Source organism: Myxococcus sp. CA040A (genome assembly GCF_013336725.1).
Lineage (GTDB): Bacteria > Myxococcota > Myxococcia > Myxococcales > Myxococcaceae > Myxococcus > Myxococcus llanfairpwllgwyngyllgogerychwyrndrobwllllantysiliogogogochensis.
The window spans coordinates 914,274-937,446 of record NZ_JABUMR010000002.1 but is presented as its reverse complement, the minus strand read 5'-3'; the positions used below and the strand labels follow the sequence as shown (position 1 = coordinate 937,446).

Below are 23,173 nucleotides of genomic sequence, written 5' to 3'. Positions count from 1 at the left end.
CCCCCGGTGTGCAACCCGGATGGCCAGCCTGTGCGCTTCATGAGGAATGTTCGTGCGGAATTTGTGCAAGCCCGGGGAGATTCCCCCCGGACCCGCGTTTCACATCAGTGCACCGCGAGGTTGCGCATGTCGAACGCGCGGGTGAGGCAGGACTGGTTCGCGGTGGAGTCCAGGTGCTGCGCGCGGTCCCGAATCTCGAAGAAGCTGCGCACCGTGCCGTCCACCGGGTCCGCCACGTTGAAGGGCGTGAGCGGGTTCACCATGCCCGTGGAGAGGAAGGCCGACAGCGCGCCCGTCTCGCCAATGTGCGTGAAGGGCGTGTTCGTCTCACGCGCGTGACAGCCGTTGCACGTGTTGAACGAGAACTTGTGCCGCGCGGTGTTGTTCACGATGCCGGTGGCCCGCCAGAACGTGCTGGACGGCGTTGGGACGCGCGGGTTGGCGCCCAGGAAGTTCACGCTCGCGAAGGTGGCCGGCACGCCGTAGGTGTTGGCGAGGATGGCCGCCTGGTTGGTGTTCACGAAGTCGCGGAAGATGGTGGTGTTGTTGCGCGCGTCTCCCGGCGTCAACGCCACCGTGGTCTCCGACAGGAAGTTCGGCGTCGCGCCCGTGTCGAACAGGTGGAACTCCCGCAGCTCCCAGGGCGAGGCGAGCATGAAGTCGTTGGTGCGAATCTGGTTGATGGCGTTGCCGTTGGGCTTGGTGGGCGCCGCGCCGGCGACGACGACCTGCTCCGTGAGCGCCTGCAGCGCCGCGTTGTAGGCCGGGCTGCCCAGCACCATCAGCGGGTTCGACAGCTGCATCCACTGCTGCGCCCAGCTCTTCACGTTGAGGCAGCCGGAGATGGGCACGCCGTACTCGAAGATGACCAGCAGCGGCCGGATGACGCAGCCCGCGCTCTTGTCCACCGCGGCGAAGACGAAGCGCAGCTCACCGCCACCGCTGGAGCCGCCGTAGCCCACCGGGCCGTTGCCCTTGCCCAGGTCCAACCGGTTGAAGATGGCCACCAGCTTGAACGCCGACTTCGTCATGTCGAGCGTGCCGGCGATCTTCGGCCACGGGTTCAGGATGCGCGGCACCACCTGCGTGCGCGCCGGGACGGTCCACCCGTTGAGCGTCTGGTTCGCGTTCCACTGCAGCAACCACTGCTCGGTGAGGGCCGACGGCGTCACGAACGTGCTCGCCATCTCCGTCATCAGGTGGTTGAACGTCCACACCCCGTTCGGGTTGCCAGAGTTCGAGCACGGGTCATACGTCCGCGTCGGGTCGTTGATGACGTTCGGATGGGTGATGATGAGGGATTTGGCCGGCCTGACGTCGGCGAGCAGGCCCACGGGCGTCACCGGGATGGGGACGCGCGGACGGAAGACGTCCGACGACAGCGCCACCACCCGGCGCTCCTCCACCAGCTCGCGGTTGTTGAAGACGGCGAACGTCAGCGGCTCGTTGGGCTGCCGGTTCTGCGCCGCGGTGATGCGGTCCTGCGTCTTGCGGTGCAGCTCGAGGTCGACCTCGGCGAAGCCGGAGAACACACCGTCTCCGGCCTGCTCGTCACCCTCCGTGCCTTGATCTCTCAGCACCACGGGCTTGCCCGTGTCGGACACCACGGGGACCTCCGTGAAGAGGCCTTGCTGACTCTGGGCGAGCCGCACTCGGACCAGGCTGCGGGTCGCGGTGCCCAGGACGTCGTCCTGCGCCACCACGTCGAGCGATTGGATGATGGGCGCGGGCTTGTTGGTGGGCGTCGGCTCGGCCACCGCCGCCTGGGGCCGCTCCTCCAGGGGAGCCGGGCTCTCCAGCGCCTCACCACCACAACCCGTCATGCACAATGCGATTGCGAGCACACCGGACCCAGCCCACTTCAGGCCCAGGGCCTTCTTCGGGGACCACTTCTTCATGGATGTCGCCTCCAGGGGATTTACGGCGACCCCTCCAAGTGCACCCCGCAGGCCAGGACCAGCACCCCGAGAGAAGCCCACACACACCAGAAGGATGTGTCTCTTGAGGCAACAACCGTCACTCGGACTGTGACTTTCCACGCTACAGCGCCTCTCCTTTCCCGAGAGGGCCCAAAGTTTTACGGCAGCCCAGAAACCGGCTCAAATCCAGGAAATGGAGAGAGTCGAGGAGATCTACCAGGGCTTCGTGGTTGATCATCAGCTCGAGCGCGCGGGCCTCTTCGAGCTGCTCCGCGAGCGGTTCGTGGCCGTGGACACCGTGCTGTACCCGGGGTGCTTCGTGCACATCACCCCGTCGTTCTTCTTCCAGCACGTCGTCTACGTGGACCGGAACGACCTGGCGCAGGGGTTCTTCGCCAACAAGGACGGCGTGCTGCGGAAGATCTCCTCCCGGCAGCAGTACGCCCAGAAGGCCCACGTGCGCTTCGTCTCGCAGGACTACCTGCAGCCCATCCCCGCGCTCGAGGAGAGCTTCGACCTGCTGCTGGCGCTGTATGCCGGAGGAATCTCCCGCGCCTGCGGCAAGTACCTGAAGGTCGGCGGGCTGCTGGTGACGAACGACCACCACGGCGACGCGGCGGAGGCCGCGGCCGAGGAGAACCTGGAGCTGGTCGCCGTGGTGAAGGAGCTGAGGGGGAAGTACACCTTCAGCGACCAGGAGCTCGCCGCGTACCTGGTCCCGAAGCTACCGCCCCGGGGCCCCGCCGCGCTCGACGACGCGGGCGGCTCCCACTGGGCCCGGCCCGCCGACTACTACGTGTTCCGCAAGACGCGCCCGGGCGCGGCGTCGCTGGAGACCGGGCGCTTCTCGGCACCGCACTGAGGCCCCTCGTTACTGAGCCTCCAACCGGAACTGCTGGCAGTCGTTGTTGGACCAGGTCCACTGCTGGATGACGGTGCCGTTGGCGCTCGTCCCGCAGGTCGTGACATCCAGCACCTTGCCGCTGTGTCGGGCCTCGATGCGATGGAACCCGCCGGAGGTCGCCACCGTGCGGAACTGCTGGTTTCCGCCGTTGGACCAGGTCCACTGCTGGAGCCCCGCGCCGTCCGCGGTGCTCACGTCGCGCACGTCCAGCACCTTGCCGCTGTACTGGGACACGATGCGGACGTAGCCGCTGTCGGTGGGCTCCAGTACCCACTGCTGGCTGGCGCCCGTGTGGCACGCCCACTGGTGAATCGTCGCGCCGTCCACGGTGCTGGGACCGTTGATGTCCAGGCAGCGGCCGGAGGACTTGTTGACGATGCGGTAGCGGGTGGCGCCACCGCCGCCCTGCGCGGCGTTGAAGATGGCGAGCAGCAGCGACGTGTCATTGCGCGTGTCCTGGGTCAGCTCCCAGATCATCACCCCGCCGCCCTGCTGGAGCCCCAGCCGCGTCTTCGCCTGGATGGTGGCGATGCCGTTGTAATAGACGTCGCCCACGTTGTCCTTGTACGGCGCCTGCGAGTCGCGCGCGACGAGGTCCGCGTAGCCGACATACGACGACGGCGAGCGCCCGTAGAACGGCACGCCCAGCACGGCCTTCGATGCCGGCAGGCCCCGCCCCTTCCAGTAGTTGAGCGACTGGACGGCGTAGTCATACGTCGAATGCGGCTGCCCGCCGTCGTACGCCATGATGTTGAGGAAGTCGAAGTCGGCGAACGTCGAGGTGGGGATGCCCTCGCCGTAGTAGCCGTTGGCCACCACCGCGGCCGTGAGCAGCTTGCCGCGCGAGCGCATCGCCGCGCCCAGCTCCCGGATGAGCGCCGCGTAGTTCTGCGCGGAGGCGCCCGGGTCCGGGTACTCCCAGTCGATGTCCACGCCGTCCAGCCCCGCCGCGTTGACGTAGTTGACCAGGTTGTTCACGAAAGCCGTGCGAGTGCCCGCGTTCGCCGCGAGCGACTCGAAGCCACTGTCATTGCCGTCGTTCCACCCACCCACGGCGATGAGCACCTTCACGCCTCGCGCGTGCGCCGCCGTGACGAGCGAGCGAAGCCGTGCGTCCGTCCCGCTCGGCCCCGTGAGCCCCCCCTGCGCGGTGGGCACCACGAAGGCGTAGTTGATGTGCGTGAGCCTGTCGTAGGGGATGGTGTTGACGTCGCCCGCCCACGTCGGGAAGTAGCCGACGACGCGGGTCGCCAGCGCCGCGCCCTCTTGCCGGCCCAGCGGCTCTTCTCCGGAAGAGGCGGCGTCCGGCGGCCCGGAACAGGCCAGCACCACGGCCGCCAGCGCGGCTTGCACCACCAGGGCTCTCAACGGCAACACCATGCGCGACATGCGGACTCCATGAGGTGAGCCCCCGCCCCCGATATGGGGACGGATGGGTCGCGCACCTGTAGCGTCGCCCTAAACCCGCAACAACAGTTTTTCCAGAAAACGAAGAAAGACTATCCAGTCCTGTCGGACAGTTGAGAGGACCCTGAACGCGCTTGCGCCGGGGTCCGCATTTTCGGCGCGGGCTGGACGGGCGCCGCTCAACGCGCGGCGAGGTTGACGGGCAGCGGCTTCACCCGGAGCTGCTTCGAGGCGAGGAACTCCGCGTTGAAGACCTTGGAGGCGTAGCGGCTGCCGTGGTCGCACAGGAACGTCACGATGCGCAGGCCCGAGCCCGGGTGCTGGCGGGCAATCTCATACGCGGCGCGCACGTTGAGGGCGGCCGACGTGCCCACCACGAGCGCGTCCTCGCGGGCCAGGTGGTAGAGGGTGTCGAGCATGTCCTCGTCCCCCAGGCGCATCGCCTCGTCCACGCGCGCGGCCTTGAAGTTGGCGGTGAGCCGCATGATGCCGATGCCCTCGGTGATGGAGGAGCCGGACGACTCCAGCTTCCCGTCGCGCACGAAGCAGTAGAGGCCGGAGCCCGGCGGGTCCACGAGCACCACTCGCAGCGCGGGGTTCTTCTCCTTGAGGAAACGGCTGACGCCGGACATCGTCCCGCCGCTGCCCACGGAGACGACGAGCACGTCCACGCGGCCCTCGCACTGCTCCCAGATTTCGGGCCCCGTCGTCTCGTAGTGGAAGTCGCCGTTGGCCATGTTCTCGAACTGGTTGGCCCAGAACCAGCCGTGCTGCTCGGACAGCGCGCGCGCCTGGTGGAAGAAGTGGCCGGGGTTGGCGAAGGGCACGGGCGGCACCTTGCGGACCTCCACGCCCATGGCCTCCAGCAGCTCGTACTTCTCGCGCGCCTGGTTGTCCGGCATCGTCACCACGACGCGGTAGCCGCGCTCGCGGCCCAGGAGCCCCAGGCCGATGCCGGTGTTGCCCGCGGTGCCCTCGACGATGGTGCCGCCCGGATGGAGAAGTCCCTCCTCCTCCGCGCGGCGAATCATCCCCTTGGCGGCGCGGTCCTTGATGCTGCCGCCAGGGTTCATGAACTCCGCCTTGCCCAGAATCTCGCAGCCGGTGATGCGGCTGAGAGAACCGATGCGAAGCAGCGGAGTGTTTCCCACCGAGTCCCACAGCGAGCCGATGCGTGGCGCCATCCCCCTCCCCTAATGGAGTCCGGGGAGGGAGGCAACCGACGACGGACCGGGGCCCGCTACTCGTTGCGCATCGCCTCGACGGGGTCCAGCTTCGCGGCGCGGGCGGCCGGGTAGATTCCGAACAGCAGCCCTACCCCGCAGCTCATCGACAGGGCCAGGCCCACCGCCCAGGGCGGCACGGACATGGGGAAACCCACCATCCAGTCGCCCAGGAAGACGAGCCCGAAGCCCAGGCCCACGCCCAGGCCACCGCCAAAGAGCGCCAGCAGCACGGCCTCCGTGGCGAACTGCCCGAGGATGCGCCGCCGCTTGGCCCCCAGCGCCTTGCGCACGCCAATCTCCCGCGTCCGCTCCATCACCGACACCAGCATGATGTTCAGGATGCCGATGCCGCCCACCACCAGCGACAGCAGGCACACGCCGATGCCGGCGATGGTGATGACCTGGGAGAGCTGGTTGAAGGACGCCGTCACCGACTCATTGGTGTGGATTTCGAAGTCGTTGGGCTGGTCCGGGTCCACGTTGCGCCGACGCCGCATCAGCGTCGTCACCTCGTCCTGCGCCTTGCGGAACAGGCTCGGGTCCTTCGCCTGGATGTCGATGTCCAGCGAGCGCTCCTTGCCGTAGAGCTGCTGGAACACGCGCAGGGGGATGAGGGCCTGGTTGTCCATGCTCACCATGCCCAGGAAGCTGCCGCGCCGCTGGAGCACGCCAATCACCCGGAACGGCCGGTTCTGGATGCGCACCTCGAAGCCCACCGGGTCGATGCCGGGGAAGAGCAGGTCCGCCACGTCCACGCCCAGCAGCACCACGTTGCGGCCGTCCATGCCCTCCACTTCGTTGAAGTAGCGGCCGGACTGCACGGAGACGCCGCTCGTCATCGGGTACGTCGTGGACGCGCCGATGATGCGCACCGACGGCCGCGTCTCCGCGCTCACCGTCGACACCTTCTGCCCGCCCTGGTCGTCCGACGGGGCCACCACGCCCACCGACGGACAGAACATCTCGATGGCGCGCACGTCCTCCAGGCCCATGTCCGGGCGCTTGGCGAACTTCGCCCAGTTGAAGCGGCCGAAGCCGCCCGCGGGCCACTTGGTCAGCTGGAAGGTGTGCGCCCCCAGCCGGCCCAGGTCGCGGTTCACCTTGGTGCGCAGGCCCTCGATGAGGCCCATCATCGTGATGACCGTGGCCACGCCGATGACGATGCCCAACAGCGTCAGCAGGGAGCGCAGCGGGTTGCCCAGGAAGGTCCCCAGGGCCAGCCGCAGATTGTCCAGGAAGGCTCGCATCGACTCACTCGTACCGAAGGGCTTCCACGGGGTCCAGGTTCGCCGCGCGCGCCGCCGGCCAGATGCCGAACAGCAGGCCCACCAGCGCGGCGAAGAACACTCCACCCAGCACCGTGGACGTCTGCACGTCCGCCGCCAGGGGCGTTATCAGCGACACCACCTTGGCGGTGCCCAACCCCACCGTCGTTCCCAGCAGGCCTCCCACCGCGGACACGCTGGCCGCCTCCATGAGGAACTGGACGACGATGGTGCGCTTGCGCGCCCCCAGCGCGCGCCGCACGCCAATCTCCCGCGTCCGCTCGCGCACCGACACCAGCATGATGTTCATGATGCCGATGCCGCCCACCAACAAGGTGATGAGCCCCACGCCCACCGCCACGCCGTACAGCGCGCCGGTGAGCTGCGCGTAGGTCTGCGCCATCGCCTCCGGCTTGTTGATGTTGAAGTCGTCGGGCTGACCCGGCTCCGTGCCGCGCAGGCGCCGCAGGATGCCGATGAGCTGGTCCTCCGCCATGCGCACCTGGGACGCGTCCGCCACCGCCATGGCGATCTCGAACGGCCGGCCCTTGCCGAAGTTGCTGTAGAACGTCTTGAAGGGGATGAGCACGAGCAGGTCCATGCTCTCGTTGACCACCTTCCCCTTCCGACTGAGCGTGCCCACCACCTGGAAGGAGCGGTTATCCACGCGGATGCTCCGTCCCACCGGGCTGATGCCGGGGAACAGCCGCTCCGCCACGTCCGCGCCCAGCACGGCCACCGGACGCGTCACCTCTTCATCCGACTCCGTGATGAAGCGGCCCCCGGTGATGTCGAAGCCCGCGATGCCCAGGTACTCGTGGTTGACGCCCTGGATGCGCACCGACGACATCTGCTCGCCGCCGTACGACACGTCAGACAGCCGCGAGACGGACGGGGACATCGCGGTGATGAACGGCGCCATCGCGCGCAGCCGGGGCAGCTGCTCCAGGGTGAAGTTCTTGCGATTGCGGTACTTCCACCAATCGCCCTTGATCATCCACGGGAACTTGGAGACGTAGAGCGTGTTGGCGCCGAAGCTCGCGAGCTGTCGGTGGAAGGACGTGTTGAGCCCCTGGATGATGCCGACGATGGCCAGCAGCGTGGCCACGCCGATGCCGATGCCCAGCGTCGTCAGCACCGTGCGCAGGCGGTTGGCGCGCAGGGAGAACACGGCGATGCGCGCCCCCTCCAGGACATCCACCCGCAGGGTCGTCGCGTTCTTCATACGCCTGCCACCATCGGGCCGGCGACGCCCATGGCCACTTCACGCCCGGGACCGTCGGCGACAATCTCTCCGTCGCTCAGGCGGATGGCCCGGGGGCAGCGCGCCGCGAGCTTGGGCTCGTGCGTGACGAGCACCAGCGTGTGGCCCGCCTGGTGGAGCTGCTCGAACAGCCGGACGATCTCCTCGCCCGTGGCCGAGTCCAGGTTGCCCGTGGGCTCGTCCGCCAGGAGCATGGAGGGCTCCGACACCAGCGCGCGGGCAATGGCCACGCGCTGACGCTGACCACCCGACAGCTCGTTGGGTCGGTGGTGCATGCGGTGCGTGAGCTGAACCTTGTCCAGCGCCGCCTTCGCCCGCTCCCGCCGCTCCTTGGCCGCCATGCCCCGGTACACCAGGGGCAGCTCCACGTTCGCCAGCGCCGTCTCCTTCGGCAGCAGCTGGAACGTCTGGAAGATGAAGCCGATCTCCACGTTGCGGATGACGGCGAGCTCGTCGTCGCTCATGCGCGACACGTCCTTGCCGTTGAGCATGTAGCGGCCGCTGGTGGGCGTATCCAGGCAGCCCAGCACGTTCATCATCGTGCTCTTGCCAGAACCGGACTGGCCGATGATGGCCACCCACTCCCCTCGGCTGATGCCGAAGGTGACGCCTCGCAGCGCGCGTACCTCCTCGCCACCGACATGGAAGACGCGGGTGATGTCGTCCACCTGGATGAGCCGGCCTGTGCCGGCGCCGCTGCCGTCACTCACGACTTCTGACCGCCCTTCGCGCCAGGACCCTCGCCCGGTTCGGGCGCCTGGACATTGTCCCCGTGGTTCAGCTCCTTCGACAGCGTGCGGTAGGGCCCTTCCACCACGCGGTCCCCATCGCTCAGCCCGGAGAGGATCTCCAGCTCCGTGTCGGAGGCGATGCCCGTCTGCACCCGCCGCACCTGCGCCTTGTTCGCCGCGTCCACCACGAACACCACCTTGGCGAGCGTCTCGGTGCGCTTGGCCTTCAGCGCGCCGCCCTCCACCGACTCCTTGAAGTCCGGCAGCGAGCGCTCCGCGCGCACCGTCACCGCCTGGATGGGCACCAGGATGACGTCATCGTGCGTCTCCGCGGAGATGCGAGCCTCCGCGCTCATGCCCGGCAGCACGCCCGGCGGCCGCATGTCCAGCGCCACCGTGACGGGGAAGCTCGTCACTTCCGCCTCCGTGCCCGGGTTCTTGATGAGCGCCTTCTGGGCAATTTCCACCACCGAGCCCTGGAACGTCTGCCCCTCCAGCGCGTCCAGCGTCACGTCCGCGGGCTGGCCCGGCTTCAGGTGCACCACCTCGTGCTCACCCACCTCGAACTTCACCTCCATGGCGCTCAGCGCGGCGATGGTCATCACCACGTCCTCGGCCAGCTCCGAGCCACGCACGCGCTCACCCACCTCGCGCGACAGCTCGATGACGTTGCCGTCGATGGGCGACGACAGCGTCGTCCTCGACAGGTCCGCCTGCGCCTGCTCGACGATGGCGATGTTGCGCGCCAGCTGCTGGCGGGCGGACGCGAGCCGCGCCTCCGCCGTGTTCTTGCTCGCCTTCGCGATGTCCAGCTCCGCGCCGGACGCCAGGCCCTTGGTCACCAGGCCCTCCACCCGTCCCAGCTCCGACGTGGTGCGGCTGACCTCCACCTCCGCCACCTGGGAGTCGGCGCGCGCGGCGTTCTGCGACGCCATCGCCTGCTTCATCGCGGCCTCGTAGATGCGCTTGTCGATGCGCCCGAGCACCTGGCCCTTCTTCACCGGCTCGCCATCCTTGACGAGCAGCTCCACCAGGTCTCCGGAGAGGCTGGAGGAGATCTTCACCGTGGTCGCAGCCTGCACCTTTCCCGCACCGGTGATGGTGCGGGTGATGGTGCCCTTGCGAGCCTTGGCGATCTGCACTTCCTGGGACGGCGGCGGACGCTCCTTCAGTCCTCCAGCCGTGATGGCCGCGGCACCCAGGAACAGCGCACCGGCAATCGCACCCTTCCACCACTTCATTTCGTCTCTCCCGGGCTCAGGGCGCCCATGGCCCGCAACAAACTGAAGCGGGCGATTTCGACATCAATCCTGTTTTCCAACAAGCTCAGCTCCGCTTGCGTGAGGTTCAGCTGAGCATCGCGGACTTCCAGCGTGGAGCCCGCACCGGCCTTGAAGCGCTCCTCCGCCAGCCGGAGGCCCTGGAAGGCGGCCTCCTTGTTCTCGGCGGACAGCCGGGCGGCGACCATCTGCGCCTCCAGCGACTGGTGGGCGGCACGCACCTGGCCCTCGATCTCCCGGGCCGACTGCGCCAGCGTGAGCTGCGCCTTGCGGATGCTGGCCTCGGCGCGCCGCGTCTGGGCGGGGGTGATGAACCCGTTGAAGACGTTCCACTCGAGGTTGATGCTGCCCAGGAAGTTGTTCTGCAGGCGAGGCTCGGTGAAGACCTGCTCCGCGTCCGGGCCCTGGCGGGTGTAGAGGCCACGGGCCGACAGCACGGGCAGGTAGTCCGCCCGGGCGATGGCGCGCTGCAGCTCCGCCGAGCGCACCTGAAGCTGGAGCGCCTTGAGCAGCGGGCGCCGCTCGCGGGCAGACTCGATGGCCTGCTCGATGGTGGGCGCGGGCGCGGGCTCCGAGGTGAGCACGCCCGGGTCCACCGCCTCCAGGGGCTCGGTGCCGGGACGGGTCAACCACACGGCCAGCTGCGTCTGGTCCGTCACCAACGTCGTGAGGGACTGGACGAAGGTGATGCGGTCATTGCCCAGGTTCACCAGCGCGGAGATCTCCTCGACCTTGCCCACGCGTCCGGCCTGGAACAGGGAGCGCGCGCGGTCCAGCTGCTCCTCGCTGCGCTTGACGGTGGCCTCCAGCACCTGGCGGGTGGCCTGGGAGCGGAAGAGCGTGAAGAACCGCCGGATGGCCTCCAGCTCGGAGGTGTCCGCCTCTTCCTGCGCCTGGCTCGTCTGCGCATCGCGCAGCACGCCGCTCTGCTCCAGCTGCTTCCAGCGCGCCCTGTCGTAGATGACCTGATTGAGGATGAAGCCCAGGTCGTAGTCGCCCGTGCTGGTCGGCTTCGACTCGACGGGGATCTGCACGAACTCGCCCGGGTTGTTCGGGTCCGGCACCAGGTTGAAGGACTTGCGGCGACCGAACCAGTTCTTGCCAACCGAGGCGTTGACCGAGAGCTGCGGCAGGAGCGCCGAGCGCGTCACGCGCACGTCTTCACTGGCGATGTCCAGGTCGAGCAGCGCCTGGAGCGCGGTGGTGCTCTGGCGGCCCTGGGTGCGGACCTCGTCCAGGGTGAGGCGCGTGGGCGCGGGAGCGGCGGTGAGCAGCACGGCGACGAGGAGCGCGTTCATCGGCCACCTCCCGCCATCTCCGCTCCGGGAAGGCCCACCATCAACACCCCCGCGAACATCACGTAGAGCACCAGTGCCAGGAGCAGCGCGCGGCCGCGGGGCATACCGGTGGCGGCGGCGAAGCCCAGGCCCAACAGGCCCGTGCTCCAGAGGTTGAAGAAGTCCACGGTGGACGCAACGCGCGCCATCTTCGGGCTGAGGGTCCCCAGGAACGCGCCCAGGTGCGACGGCACCAACTGCGCGACGCGAGCGACGCTGAGCGTGTGCTGCGCGGCGATGCAGAGCGTGAGGACCGCGTGGTACAGCGCGATGGGCAACAGCGCCAGCGCCGCCACGGACATCAGCTGCTCGAAGTGGGCGGGGCGATCAAACAGCCAGGACACCACCCAGAGGATGGCGGCCAGCAGCAGCGCCACCATCGGCATCACGAAGACGCCCTTGGCGATGCCTCCGACGAGCGCCTTGCGGGTCGTCGTCTGGATCTTGTCGGTCAGGTCGGCCTCGGAGATGGTCGCCATCTCCCCGGACGCCTGGAGTTCACGGATGACATCCGGGGTCGCGTCCCAGCGAAGGGAAAACAGCGTCCCGGAGGCGGACACACAAAGCGCGAGGATGAGCAGGGGCCAGACCCAACGGCGGGCTTCGACGGCGGCGGGCGTTCCCTCGACAGGGTCGATGAAGACGCGCACGGGTTGGACGAGTGAGGTCATAGAGTGAGTGGTCTCGGAGGGATGTACGGCGCTCCCCCTCAGGCAATTGCTCGGCCAGTCGAAAAATCGCGGCGGTGAACGGGCAGCCGGCCAACCGAATTCCATCCTCATGGAAGGTTGCGCGGCTTTCTACCTCAAGGATTCCGCAGACCTGTAGCAACCTGTTGCGGAAATTTTGCCGTCGGGATCGAGAGGGTGTATTCCGCTCGGCTGCACGCTTGCCGGAGCTCGAATGGTCGAAAGCACGGATCTGGCCCAGGTCCTCCAAGAAGCGAATGACATCGCCCGGAGCGTGGCCCAGAAGATTACTTCGGCCCACGTGCTGTTGGCGCTCTTCACGGTGGAGAACCGGGCGCAGCTCCTGCTGAAGGAGCGGGGCGTGGACGAGGATGCCCTCCTCCACCTGCTCACCGCGGCCCCGGCGGAGACGGACGGACAGGTTCGCGAGCTGCGCGAGAAAGCCCGGGAAATCGCCACGAGCTGCGGCTCGCAGGAAGCCGACTGCCTGCACCTGCTCATCGCGGTGACCCGGGTGCGCTGCGTCGCGCAAGAGCTGCTGGTGCAGACGGGGTTGGATCTGGCGACCCTGCGGACCACGGCGGTGTCCTACTTCGTGAGTGGGCGGATGCCTCGCAAGCTCCAGCCCGGTCGCACGCACGTCCTGGGCGCGCGCCCCGCCCCCAGCCGGCCGCTCGGTGCGCCTCCGTCTCCCCTGCCCGCCTCCGCCGTGGCGGTGAGCCTGCCGCGCTCGCTTCCGAGCCCGCCCCCGGCACCTCCCTCGCTGCCGACCCCGCCGCCACGCGTCACCACTCCCGCCCTCTCTCCGAGGGACCTCATCGACGTGGACGACGACGAGGCCCAGGCAGCGCCCCCGCCCAAGACCGCTCCTCCTCCCGCCGCGCCCGCCCCGGTGGCTCGCGCGGCGCCGCCGCCGGCTTCGACGCCCCTCGCCGCCACGCCGGTGTCACGCCCCGCGCCGACGCCCGCGCCGGCTGCTCCGGCGGCCCGAGGCACGTCGCTGGCGTTGGACCCCAAGGCGTTTCCGATGTTGACGTCGCTGGGCCGCAACCTGAGCCAACTGGCCCGCGAGGGTCGGTTGGATCCAGTGGTGGGCCGCGCGCGGGAAATCGAAGAGGTCATCGACGTCCTGGGCAAGCGCCGCACCAACAACCCGTGCTTGCTGGGTGAAGCCGGCGTGGGGAAGACGGCGGTGGTGGAGGGCGTGGCGCAGCGGCTGTTGAGCCTGCGCGGGAGCCTGGCGGAGAAGGTGGTCGTCGAACTGGACATGGCCTCGCTGGTCGCGGGCACGCAGTTGCGGGGTTCCTTCTCCGAGAAGCTCAACACGCTGAAGGAAGAGGTCCGCCGCGCGGAAGGCCGCGTCATGGTCTTCATCGACGAGATTCACACGCTGGTGGGCGCGGGCTCCACGGGTGATGGCCCGCAGGACGCGGCCAACGAACTGAAGACGGCCATGGCACGGGGCGAGTTCCCCTGCATCGGCGCCACGACGCACGACGAGTACCGCAAGTTCATCAGCGCGGACCCGGCGCTGGAGCGGCGCTTCACGCCGGTCGTGGTGCACGAGCCGTCGGTGCCGGACACGGTGGAAATCCTGCGCGGCATCATCGGTCGCTACGAGGAGCACCACGCGCTGCGCTACCGGCCGGAGGCCCTGGAGGCCGCCGCGTCGCTGGCCAGTCGGTACGTGACGGACCGGTTCATGCCGGACAAGGCCATCTCCGTGGTGGACCTGGCGGGCAGCCGGTGCCACCGCGAGGGGCGGGACGTGGTGGAGGTCTCGGACGTGGCGCGGGTGGTGGCGAAGCTCGCGGGCGTGCCGGAGGAGCGACTGTTGATGAACGACTCGTCGCGCCTGCTGCGGCTGGAGCAGGACCTGAGCGAGCGGGTCATCGGGCATGAAGAGGCGATTGCGCGCATCGCGCGGGTCATCCGCCGCAACTACGCGGGCTTCGCTTCGCGGCGGCCCATGGGCAGCTTCCTCTTCCTGGGCCCCACGGGCGTGGGCAAGACGGAGATGGCGCGCGGGCTGGCGGAGGTGCTGTTCGGCAATCGCGACGCGCTGGTGCGGCTGGACATGAGCGAGATGTCGGAGGCGCATGGCGTGTCGCGCCTTATCGGCTCTCCCGCGGGCTACGTGGGCTTCGGCGAAGGTGGCCAGCTCACCGAGCCGGTGCGTCGGCGCCCTTCGTCCATCGTGGTGCTGGACGAAATCGAGAAGGCGCACCGCGAAGTGCAGATGCTGTTGCTCCAGGTGCTGGAGGAGGGACGGCTGACGGATGGCAAGGGTCGACACATCGACTTCTCCAACACCGTCATCGTGATGACGACCAACCTGGGCGCGGAGGCCTTCTCTCGCACGGGTCGTCCGCTGGGCTTTGGCTCGGAGGGCTCGGCGACGACGAACGCGCTGGAGCTGGCGGCGTCCGCGGCGCGCAAGGCGCTGCCCCCGGAGCTGTGGAATCGCATCGACGAGCGGCTTCCCTTCCGTCCGCTGGAGGAGGAAGAGGTCGCGCGCATCGCCACGCTGTTGCTGGAGGAGAGCAGCAAGCGACTGTCCACCGAGCGCGGCATCGAATACGTCGCGGGCCAGGACGTGGTGGGCCACCTGTTGAAGTCGGGCGGCTTCGACCCGCAGCTCGGGGCGCGACCCATGCGGCAGATGGTGCAGCGGCTCGTGGAAGGACCGCTCGCCGAGCGCATCCTCTCGGGTGAGTTCGGCGCGGGCGACAAGGTGCGCGTCGCGCTGCTCGCCGGTCAGCTCGCGTTCCAGCGGGTGCGATGAGCCCCCGCGTCTCACGGACGCGCGGCGGCAAGGGGACGGGGAAACCCGCTCCCGGGACAGGCACGGGCTCCTCTCGGAAACGTGCCGTCCGCGCAGCACCTCGCCGCGAAACGCGGCCGCCCCTCGTCATCGTCGGCACGGGGAGGCTGGGCGGTGCGCTGGGCCTCGCGCTGAGCGCCTCGGGCTGGCCCGTGCGCATGCACTCGCGGAGCGATGAGGGACGCCATCGCGCCGAAGCCCTCGGCCTGAAGCCCGCGACTCCCGGGGACTTGAGGCGCGCGCGACTCGTCCTGCTCTGCGTCCCGGACGCGGAGGTGCCCCACGTCGCGGAGACACTCGCCACCACCCTACCCCGCTCCGTCGCCCTCGTGCACACCGCGGGCGCGCTCTCCCTGGACGCGCTGGGCCCACCACGAGGTCGCGCGCTGGGCTCGTTCCATCCACTGTGCGCGGTGTCCTCCGCGCGCGACTCCCTCGCGGGACATACCGCCTCCATCAGCACCCGCTCACGCGCGCTGAGAGACGTGCTCCGTCGCATGGCCGTCGACGTGGGACTGAACGCCATGGAAGTGCCAGAGGGACACCGGGCCGCCTACCACGCGGGTGCGGTGATGAGTGCGGGCCTCATGGTGGCCCTGGCGGACGCCGCCGTCGCCGCGCTCGGTGCCGCGGGCATTCCACCGAAGGACGCCCTGCCGGCGCTGCTGCCCCTGATGCGCTCCGCGCTGCGCGGCGTGGAAGCCCGGGGCCTCGCGGGAGGCCTCACCGGACCCATCGTCCGGGGTGACGCGGGCGTGGTGGCCGCGCATCTCGCGGCGCTCCCCGACGACGTCACCCCCATCTACCGACTGCTGTCGCGGCGCGCCTTGAAGCTGGCCTCGGAGCGTCTCCGCCCCGAGTCGCGCGCCGCGCTGGAGAAGCGGCTCAGGTGATGATCAGCGAGCCCTGAAGGCCCTTGCGCACGGAGCCGAGCGCCCGCTCGGAAGCGGCCTCCGCCTCGGTGAGCCGGCGCAGGCACAGCTCGCCCTGACCCGACGCCACACCGCGCTGCAGGTCCGACAGCAGCGTGAGCGAGGCCTGGAGCATCTCCTTGCCCTGCGGCGTGTCGTTGACCGGCTTGCCAGCGGCCTTCGCCACGGCCTCGCCGAACGCCTTGATGGTGCCACCGAGCTTGGCCGCGTCGAAGCTGGCCAGCAGCGGCTTGATGCGCGCGGGGTCGATGCGGATGAGTCGCAGCGCGCCCACCCGAGCGAAGCCCGGGTGCAGCAGACCGATGTCGCTCATCTCGAACGCGCCCAGCAGACCCTCGTCCGGAGCGGGGTGCGCGTGCGGCACCACGTCCACGAACAGGGGCAGCGCATCCGCGCCCTGGCGGTACAGCTCCACCTCCTCGTCATCCAGCGGCGGGAAGGAGGTCGGCGCGCCGATGAAGAGCAGCGGCAGGACGATGTCGTGCCAGAAGTCCTCGGGCGCGGAGCCCGTGCCATTCACCGTGGCGAACAGGTGGACCATCAGCTCGGCCAGACGCGGGGCGCGCTCGGCCTGCTCGATGAGCGTCTTCGTCGGATCCAACCGCTGGAGGGACTGGACGATCTGCCCCTCGAACTGCTGGCGAGCCTCCGCCGGAAGGTCCTGCGCACGACCCAGCGCGTTGCGCACGTCGCGGGCGAGCACGTCCGGCTTGGTCTCCAGCGTCGTCGTCGCCTTCTTCGGGTCCACGACGACGAACTGGAGGAAGCCCGGGTCGAACAGGCGCTGGTAGTCCACCGGCGTCAGCTTCGGCGCCTGACCGCCCAGGGCCTGGGCCGGGTTGGTGCCGAAGCGGGCCTGCCCCAGCGAGCGGCGGATGTCCGCCGCCAGGTCATCCAGCCGGCTCAGCTTGCTTTGACCCAGTGCGTCCATCGCCGCGCCAAAGGGCGACAGCATGATGATGGCCTCGGGAAAGCCCAGCGTGGCGCCTTCCGGAGAGTCGCGGTTGGGGAACCAGAACGCGTTGTGCTCCACGATGAGGCGCATGGCGAACGCGCCAGCCAGACCCAGGGCCACCGTCTGGTGCTCGGGCTTGTTCACCTGGAAGGGGCCACCCAGCACCTTCGCGACGGCCTTCTCCACGTCCGCCCAGGGCGCCTTGACCAGGTCGATCGGCTTGCCCTCGGCCTGTTCGAGGGCCGCGGCGACCTGGAGCTGCGCCTGGTGGACATGCTGGGGGACAGGATGCGCCTGGGGTTCCGGTTGGGACATGAAGGAATCCGAAATCGAAAGGGAAGCGGTGGGCCTCCCCTTACCGTGAAAAACGCGTTCGTGGCTACGATTTGTGGCCAGTAGGATGGCCCGCATGCCTGCTTCCCGCTGGCGCCTGCGCTGGCATGCCGTAGCCGTCTGTCTCCTGCTGACATCCTGGGGGTGTGCTTTCGTCACACCTCGTTTTCCCCAAGACATCCAGACGTCGTTCGCGCGCGACCCGATGCGCAAGCTGACGACCGCGTCACTGGAGCTCTACTACCCGGAGCAGTTGCGAGGCCCCGCGCTGCGGATGGCGGCGCGGCTGGAGGGCTGCGTGGAGCAGTTGCGCGCGCAGACCTGGCGCAAGGAGCCGCGAGCGCGAGTGCTCGTCTACATGACGAGCGCGGACTTCAACAACGCGTACGTGGTGCCGGACTACGCGAGCATCCCGCAGCAGATGGTGGTGCCCGCGAACGTGACGCTGGAGCTGTTCCATCTCTTCGGGTTGGGCGAGGTGGATGTCGGCGATGTGGCCTGCCACGAGGCCGTGCACTACGTGCAGCTCCAGCAGACGAACGGGCTCTGGGGCTTCCTCAACGACTTCACTGGTGGCCTGTTCCAACCCAACACCTTCACCGAGTCGTGGTTCCTGGAAGGTCTGGCCACGTACTACGAGGGCCGCTTCGGCAAGGACACGGGGCGTCCGCACAGTCCGGTGTGGCGGGGCTGGTTCGACTCGGTGGTGCAGGCCCGGGATGGGCGGATGGACCCGGGGTTCCTGTCACCCGAGAACCGGGCGTTGGACCCGTTCGGCGGCAACTACCTCACGGGCATGCACTTCGTGGAGTACCTGGCCACGAAGTACGGCGAGGCGAAGCTGTGGAAGCTGGTGGACAACCAGGGTACCACCGTCATTCCGCCCATCGCCGTGACGCTGCGATTCAAGGGTGTCTATGGAAAAGACATCGGCTCGCTGTTCGCCGAGTACACCAAGGACCTGCGTGAGCAGCTCATCGTGCGGGAGCGGCCGCAGTCGCAGCGCGTCTGGATTCCCGAAGCGGGGTACTTCTCGCGCCTCGCCTCGCATCCGTCTACCGGCGTGACGGCCCTGGTGAGCGTGGGACGGGAACAGTACTCGCGATTGACGGTGCGTGAGCCGGATGGACATGTGCGGTTCGAGCGGCCGTTGGTGGAGTTGCTGCCCTTCCGCCGGTGGGTGCTGGGGTCGTCGACACTGGTCAGCGGAATGTCCTTCAGCGCGGACGGGGCGTGGCTCTACCTGGTGATGGCGGACCTGAACGCGGTGGGCGCATACGACGCGAAGCTGTGGCGCGTGGACGCGCGCACGGGTGAGGTGGTGCGCGTCTGGGATGACGTGAAGGGAATGGGGGGGAGCGTCACGCCGGATGGCGCGGCGTATGTCTATGTCCGCGTCGAAGGAGACACGGCGAACCTGAGGCGGTTGGAGCTGGAGACGGGCAAGCAGGAACAGCTCACCCACTTCGACGCGAGCGCTCCGCTGGGCCCACCGGCCGTGTCCCCGGATGGGACGCGGATGGTGTTCCCACTGAAAGGGAACCAGGGCTGGGACCTGGTCGTGCGCGAGGCGGATGGAAGCCTGCGTTGGCTGACGCGGGATGGACTGTTCAACTACTCGCCGCGCTGGCTGGACGCGGACCGCATCGTGTTCCTGCGCGAGGACACCGGACGACTCCAGGCGCATGTGATGACGGTCTCCACGCGGGAGCTGGCGCGAATCACCGATGCACCGTTCCTGGTGATGGACGTGAGTCCCATGGGCACCGGTGAAGTGGCCTTCCTGAACAGGGATGGGGCCTCGTTCACCATCGACCGTGCCGCTGTGTCCGCGATGACGGAGCGGGTAAACGCGGCGGTGTTGCCATCCGGAATGCAGGCGCCCACGTCGTCTCCCGATGGAGCGTCTTCGCTTCGCGCCGAGCCGGGAGTGCCTCCCGCGAACGCGCCCGCTGGCTCCGGCACCGGGACTCCTCCGCCACCCCTGGCGGACACGTCGCCGATGAGCCCGCCGCCTCTCACTGCGGCGCCCGCCGTCACGACTCCCGCGGAGCAAACGCCTCCGCCGCCCGCGCCCGAGGAGCTTTCGACCTTCCCCAGCACGGCGCATCCCGGCGGACAGAACGCGGGGATGTCGCCCGAAGCACTCGCGGCCTTTCCTGGAGCGACCTCTTCCGAGAGCCCCGATGCGGGAGCATCGCGCGACACGCTCACGGCCACTCCCAGCACGACCACCTCCAGCGCGCCAGATGCAGGAACGCTCGCGGCTCGCCCTGGCACCAGTGCCTCGGGTGAGCCGGATGCGGGAGCATCGCCCGACACGCTCGCGGGCGCGCGGGACGCGGGGACCTCGTCACCTGCCCAGGCGCAGGGACCCGCGACGTCCGAGCCGCCCCCTGGAGGTTTCACGCCCTTCCCTCCAGGTTCCACGGACACGCCAGTGGAACCCGCTCCAGTGGCTCCGCCGCTCGCGGGAGCCCTTCCGGTGGAGCCCATCGCATCCACCACGGGCAATCTCGAAGCGCCTGTCGGCGCGCCGCCACCCGACCCAGGCACGCCCGTGACGGTCCTCACCGATGAGCCCTACTCGACGCTGGAGGGCTTCCTCATCCCCGAGTTCCGCCTCCCCTACCTGTGGGTCGCGAGGGAGAGCGACGACTCGGACGACTTGTTGTTCAGCGGTGGGTTGTCGCTCGCGGGCCAGGACCGGCTCGGCTTCCACGCGTACGCGCTGAACTTCTCGTACAGCACGCAGGACGAAGAGCCCAACGTGTCGCTCGCATACGGCAACGCGCAGCTCGCCCCCTGGTACTTGCAGGCCTCCGTCGCGCGCGTGCGCGAGAACGAGCGCACCGACCTCCAGGCCCTGGCCTACGCGTCCCGCACGTTCTGGACGACACCGGTGACGATTGGCGTGCTGGCACTGCATCGTGAATACGACGCCGTCGGCCAGTTCCCTCGGCTCGTCACGCGGCTGATTGGACCCGAGGTCTCCATGTCGTACTTCGCGGGCGACGCCACGTCCTACGGTGGTCTCCAGCGTGGACTCGGAATCTCCGTGAGCGGCGCCGTCTATCCCGGAGCGTTCGCGCTGGACTCGACGGTGGGCGACGTCCGCCTGGGCCTGGACGGCTTCTTCGGCGGATTCTTCGGCGGGAAGGACAACCTCCAGCTCAGCGCCGTGGGGCGCTACCTGCCGGGTGCACCCGAAGGGCTGCTCGAAGTCGGTGGCTTCAGCGCCGGCCAGACCTGGTACAGCAGCCGGCGCTCGACGGAGACGAGTCGCCTCCCCCTCCAGCTCCAGCCGGGCATCGCGTTCAGCGAGTACGTGCGCGGCTACGAGGACATCACGATTCGCGCCAGGAACGCGCTGATTGGCGGCGCGACGTACCGGTATCGCATCATCGTCGACCACGGCTGGGCGTCCACGCTGTGGCTGCTGCCGTCGCTCTTCGTGCGCAACTTCGAGATGGACGTCTTCGCGACGCTGGCGCGGACGGACAACCGGGACAACCACGGCGCGTTTGGCGCGGCCATGTCCATCCAGTTCACCATGGGGCAGGCCGTGCCCTTCTCCCTCTTCTACCAGTTCGCCCGTCGCTACGACGATGGGCTGGGAGACCTGCACCTGGTGGGAATCGGCCTCTAGGCCCTGCTACTTCCCGCGCCTCAGTCCATACAGCCCGGCGGCGCGGGCATGCGCCAGCACCCCGGACGGCACCAGGTCCGAGGGCTCCGTGCCCCGCGCCAGCAGCTCGCGAATCACGGTGGAGGACACCTCGGCCAGGGGCGGTCCCACCGTGTCCGGCGCCGGGTAGCCCGCGCGGTACAGCACGAGGACCCGCGACATCTCCTGGATGCGGTGGAAGTCCTTCCAGTGAGGCAAATCCCGCAGGATGTCGCTGCCAATGATGAGGGACCAGCGCACGCTCGGGTGGCGCTCCACCAGCAACGCGAGCGTGTCCACCGTGCGGCCCGTCAACCCAGGCTCGCTCTCGATGCGCGTCGTCTTCAGCCAGCCCGACGTCTCGCGGCACATGGCGTCACACATGGCGACGCGGTGCTCGAACGCTTCCATCTGCTTGCCGAACGGGTGTTGCGCGGACGGCATCAACCACACCTCGTCCACGCCCTGCGTCGCGTGCACGTACGAGGCCGCCATCAGATGCCCCACGTGCGGCGGGTTGAACGAGCCTCCAAGGAGCGCGACCTGCACGTCAGGGCCTCACGTCACTTCAAGGTCAGCTTCGGGGACTTCTTGTCCAGGGCCAGCACCCGCGGCTCAAACACCACGTGCCCGTCCAGCCGGTACGCGGAGAAGCGCAAGTCGCGGTCCGCCTTCTCCAGCAGCGCGCACGTCTGCTCCGCGGCGCCCACCAGGCGTCCCGGCGTCAGGAAGTAGCGCGGGCCAATCTGGACGACTTTCGGCTCCGGGTCCTTGCCGTGGATGAAGACCATCGCGTTCAGCAGGTCCTCGCGCGTCAGGTCGTTCTTGTCGTGCACCACGCAGCACAGCGTATCGCCCAGCAGGTCCATCGCCTTGTTGTTGATGGTGGGGTCTCGATACTGGAGCGATTCGCGCTCCGGAACGCGCACGAAGCGCTCCATGACCAGTCGCCGGTTCTCCTCGGAGGCCACATCCGCGGGCGCCGCACCGCGCGCGGGCGTCCGAGGCAACGAGTCCTGGCTGCCGAGCCACTGGCTCACATCCGCCAGGAAGTCCGAGTCCGAGTACTCCCGGCCGCCCCGGCTCTTCTGCCGCCGCCAGAGCAGCCACTCGTCCAGGTCCGTGTAGCGCGCGCCCGTGAAGAGGAAACGGCGCGCGCCCAGGGAGCGCAGCAGCTCATAGGCCGCGTCGAAGGCTTGCAGGTCGCCGTGGCTGTCGGAGAAGACACCAATCACGTGGAGAGTCCCACGCTCAAGCGTACAGCAGGTAGGGCTCCCTTTGTCCGGCGAAGCGCTCTGTCTGGGTGGAGAATCCCTCCATCAGCCGCTCCAGGCCCCACCCGGCCTCGATTCCCCGGCGCACCTGGTCCGTCCCGCACAGCAGGTCGAACGCCGGCACGTCCTCGACGAACTCGTACGCGTCCGCCCGCCAGTCGAACTTCCCCGGGCCAATGTCGTGCAGGGCCTGGAAGATGGCGACCCCGGTGCGCAGCGACTGGAAGGTCCGCCGGTCCGTGACATGGATGAAGGCCCCGTTGCAGGACTCGCCCCGGTACTTGTCGAACGTCGGGGTGAAGCCCACGGCGCGGAAGGCCACGCCCGGAAGGTCCTCCTTCGCCAGCCGCGCCAGCAGCGCGTCCGTGTCCACCCAGGGCGCGCCGAACTGCTCGAAGGGGCGGCACGTCCCGCGCCCCTCGGACACGTTGGTCCCCTCCCCCAGGCACATGCCCGGATACACCAGCGCCGTGTCCGGCGTGGGCATGTTGGGCGACGGGGAGATGAACGGCAGGTTCGTGTCTGACCAGAAGTGCTCGCGGCGCCAGCCCTCGCAGGGCACCACCGTCAGCGCGCAACCGAAGCCCTCCTGCGCGTTGAAGAGCCGGGCCAGCTCCCCCGCCGTCATCCCGTGGCGGTTGGGCAGCGCGTACAGGCCCACGAAGGAACGAAACCCCTCCCCCACCAGGTTGCCTTCCATCGCCTGGCCATTGAGGGGATTGGGCCGGTCCAGCACATAGAAGGGCACACCCGCCTTCGCGGCCACCTTCATGGCCAGCGCCATGGTGTAGACGTAGGTGTAGTAGCGGCTGCCCACGTCCTGGATGTCGAAGACGAGCGCGTCCAGGCCCTTGAGCCACTCGACGCGCGGGGACAGCGACTCGAACGTGGAGCCATAGAGGCTGTGGACGGGCACGCCGGTACGGCGGTCCTTCTCCTCGCCCACGGCCACCATGTACTGCGCCTCGCCGCGCACGCCGTGCTCCGGGCCGAACAGCGCGCCCAGCGTCACGCCCGGCGCCTGGGCCAGCAGGTCCGCCAGGTGGCGGAAGCGCGAGTCCACACTGGTGGGGTTGACGATGGCCCCCACGCGCTTGCCCTTCAGCGCGGAGAAGCCCTGCTCCACCCACACGTCCAGTCCCGTCTTCACCTTCGTCACGGCGCTT

The 23,173-nt window shown here is 68.9% G+C and carries 17 protein-coding genes; 4 read left to right on the top strand and 13 right to left on the bottom strand.

Annotated elements, in window-relative coordinates:
* Positions 1-104: 104 nt before the first annotated feature.
* Positions 105-1,898 carry a choice-of-anchor X domain-containing protein gene (locus HUA75_RS10535; RefSeq protein ID WP_174486289.1) on the bottom strand — a complete coding sequence of 598 codons (1,794 nt, stop codon included), beginning with the start codon at positions 1,896-1,898 and terminating at the stop codon, positions 105-107.
* Between the two features lie 214 nt (positions 1,899-2,112).
* Between HUA75_RS10535 and HUA75_RS10530 the strand changes: the two genes are divergently transcribed.
* Positions 2,113-2,781, top strand: coding sequence for a hypothetical protein (locus tag HUA75_RS10530; RefSeq protein ID WP_141643761.1), 669 nt, complete (start codon positions 2,113-2,115; stop codon positions 2,779-2,781).
* 9 nt (positions 2,782-2,790) lie between these two features.
* Here the strand turns inward: HUA75_RS10530 and HUA75_RS10525 are convergent, their stop codons facing one another.
* The 8 genes from HUA75_RS10525 to HUA75_RS10490 all read right to left on the bottom strand — a co-directional run bounded on the left by HUA75_RS10525 (position 2,791) and on the right by HUA75_RS10490 (position 12,004).
* On the bottom strand, positions 2,791-4,212 hold the full coding sequence (locus HUA75_RS10525) for an RICIN domain-containing protein (protein ID WP_174486288.1): 1,422 nt from the start codon (positions 4,210-4,212) through the stop codon (positions 2,791-2,793).
* Positions 4,213-4,409: 197 nt separating this feature from the next.
* Positions 4,410-5,414 (bottom strand): cysteine synthase A, encoded by a 1,005-nt coding sequence (locus HUA75_RS10520; RefSeq protein WP_174486287.1) that lies wholly within the window; start codon positions 5,412-5,414, stop codon positions 4,410-4,412.
* 56 nt (positions 5,415-5,470) lie between these two features.
* The gene (locus HUA75_RS10515; RefSeq protein ID WP_141643764.1) at positions 5,471-6,703 is read right to left on the bottom strand and encodes an ABC transporter permease; all 1,233 of its coding nucleotides are present in this window, start codon (positions 6,701-6,703) and stop codon (positions 5,471-5,473) included.
* Positions 6,704-6,707: 4 nt separating this feature from the next.
* Entirely contained in the window at positions 6,708-7,946 is a 1,239-nt protein-coding gene (locus tag HUA75_RS10510; protein ID WP_174486286.1) for an ABC transporter permease, read from the bottom strand.
* Positions 7,943-8,695 carry an ABC transporter ATP-binding protein gene (locus HUA75_RS10505; protein ID WP_141643766.1) on the bottom strand — a complete coding sequence of 251 codons (753 nt, stop codon included), beginning with the start codon at positions 8,693-8,695 and terminating at the stop codon, positions 7,943-7,945. Before HUA75_RS10505 ends, HUA75_RS10510 begins: the two co-directional genes overlap by 4 nt.
* The gene (locus HUA75_RS10500) at positions 8,692-9,957 is read right to left on the bottom strand and encodes an efflux RND transporter periplasmic adaptor subunit (protein WP_141643767.1); all 1,266 of its coding nucleotides are present in this window, start codon (positions 9,955-9,957) and stop codon (positions 8,692-8,694) included. The genes HUA75_RS10505 and HUA75_RS10500 overlap by 4 nt, the downstream gene beginning before the upstream one ends.
* Positions 9,954-11,294 carry a TolC family protein gene (locus HUA75_RS10495; RefSeq protein WP_174486285.1) on the bottom strand — a complete coding sequence of 447 codons (1,341 nt, stop codon included), beginning with the start codon at positions 11,292-11,294 and terminating at the stop codon, positions 9,954-9,956. The genes HUA75_RS10500 and HUA75_RS10495 overlap by 4 nt, the downstream gene beginning before the upstream one ends.
* Positions 11,291-12,004 (bottom strand): YIP1 family protein, encoded by a 714-nt coding sequence (locus HUA75_RS10490; protein ID WP_174486284.1) that lies wholly within the window; start codon positions 12,002-12,004, stop codon positions 11,291-11,293. Before HUA75_RS10490 ends, HUA75_RS10495 begins: the two co-directional genes overlap by 4 nt.
* A gap of 232 nt (positions 12,005-12,236) precedes the next feature.
* Here HUA75_RS10490 and HUA75_RS10485 point away from each other — a divergent pair, with 232 nt between their 5' ends.
* The gene (locus HUA75_RS10485; protein ID WP_174486283.1) at positions 12,237-14,807 is read left to right on the top strand and encodes an AAA family ATPase; all 2,571 of its coding nucleotides are present in this window, start codon (positions 12,237-12,239) and stop codon (positions 14,805-14,807) included.
* On the top strand, positions 14,804-15,739 hold the full coding sequence (locus tag HUA75_RS10480; RefSeq protein WP_174486282.1) for a Rossmann-like and DUF2520 domain-containing protein: 936 nt from the start codon (positions 14,804-14,806) through the stop codon (positions 15,737-15,739). Before HUA75_RS10485 ends, HUA75_RS10480 begins: the two co-directional genes overlap by 4 nt.
* On the opposite strand, the gene HUA75_RS10475 is transcribed toward HUA75_RS10480, so the two are convergent.
* Positions 15,732-17,048, bottom strand: coding sequence for a hypothetical protein (locus HUA75_RS10475; protein WP_141645671.1), 1,317 nt, complete (start codon positions 17,046-17,048; stop codon positions 15,732-15,734). The genes HUA75_RS10480 and HUA75_RS10475 overlap by 8 nt on opposite strands.
* Before the next feature lie 223 nt (positions 17,049-17,271).
* Here HUA75_RS10475 and HUA75_RS10470 point away from each other — a divergent pair, with 223 nt between their 5' ends.
* Positions 17,272-20,715, top strand: a complete 3,444-nt coding sequence (locus HUA75_RS10470) for a hypothetical protein (RefSeq protein WP_254627486.1) — start codon at positions 17,272-17,274, stop codon at positions 20,713-20,715.
* Positions 20,716-20,721: 6 nt separating this feature from the next.
* Here the strand turns inward: HUA75_RS10470 and nadD are convergent, their stop codons facing one another.
* The 3 genes from nadD to HUA75_RS10455 are packed head-to-tail and all read right to left on the bottom strand — an operon-like array spanning position 20,722 to position 23,166.
* The gene (nadD, locus tag HUA75_RS10465) at positions 20,722-21,282 is read right to left on the bottom strand and encodes a nicotinate (nicotinamide) nucleotide adenylyltransferase (RefSeq protein WP_141645669.1); all 561 of its coding nucleotides are present in this window, start codon (positions 21,280-21,282) and stop codon (positions 20,722-20,724) included.
* A 14-nt stretch (positions 21,283-21,296) separates the two neighbouring features.
* Positions 21,297-21,968, bottom strand: a complete 672-nt coding sequence (locus HUA75_RS10460; RefSeq protein ID WP_141645668.1) for a hypothetical protein — start codon at positions 21,966-21,968, stop codon at positions 21,297-21,299.
* A 16-nt stretch (positions 21,969-21,984) separates the two neighbouring features.
* Positions 21,985-23,166, bottom strand: coding sequence for a DUF1343 domain-containing protein (locus HUA75_RS10455; RefSeq protein ID WP_174486280.1), 1,182 nt, complete (start codon positions 23,164-23,166; stop codon positions 21,985-21,987).
* Positions 23,167-23,173: the final 7 nt, after the last annotated feature.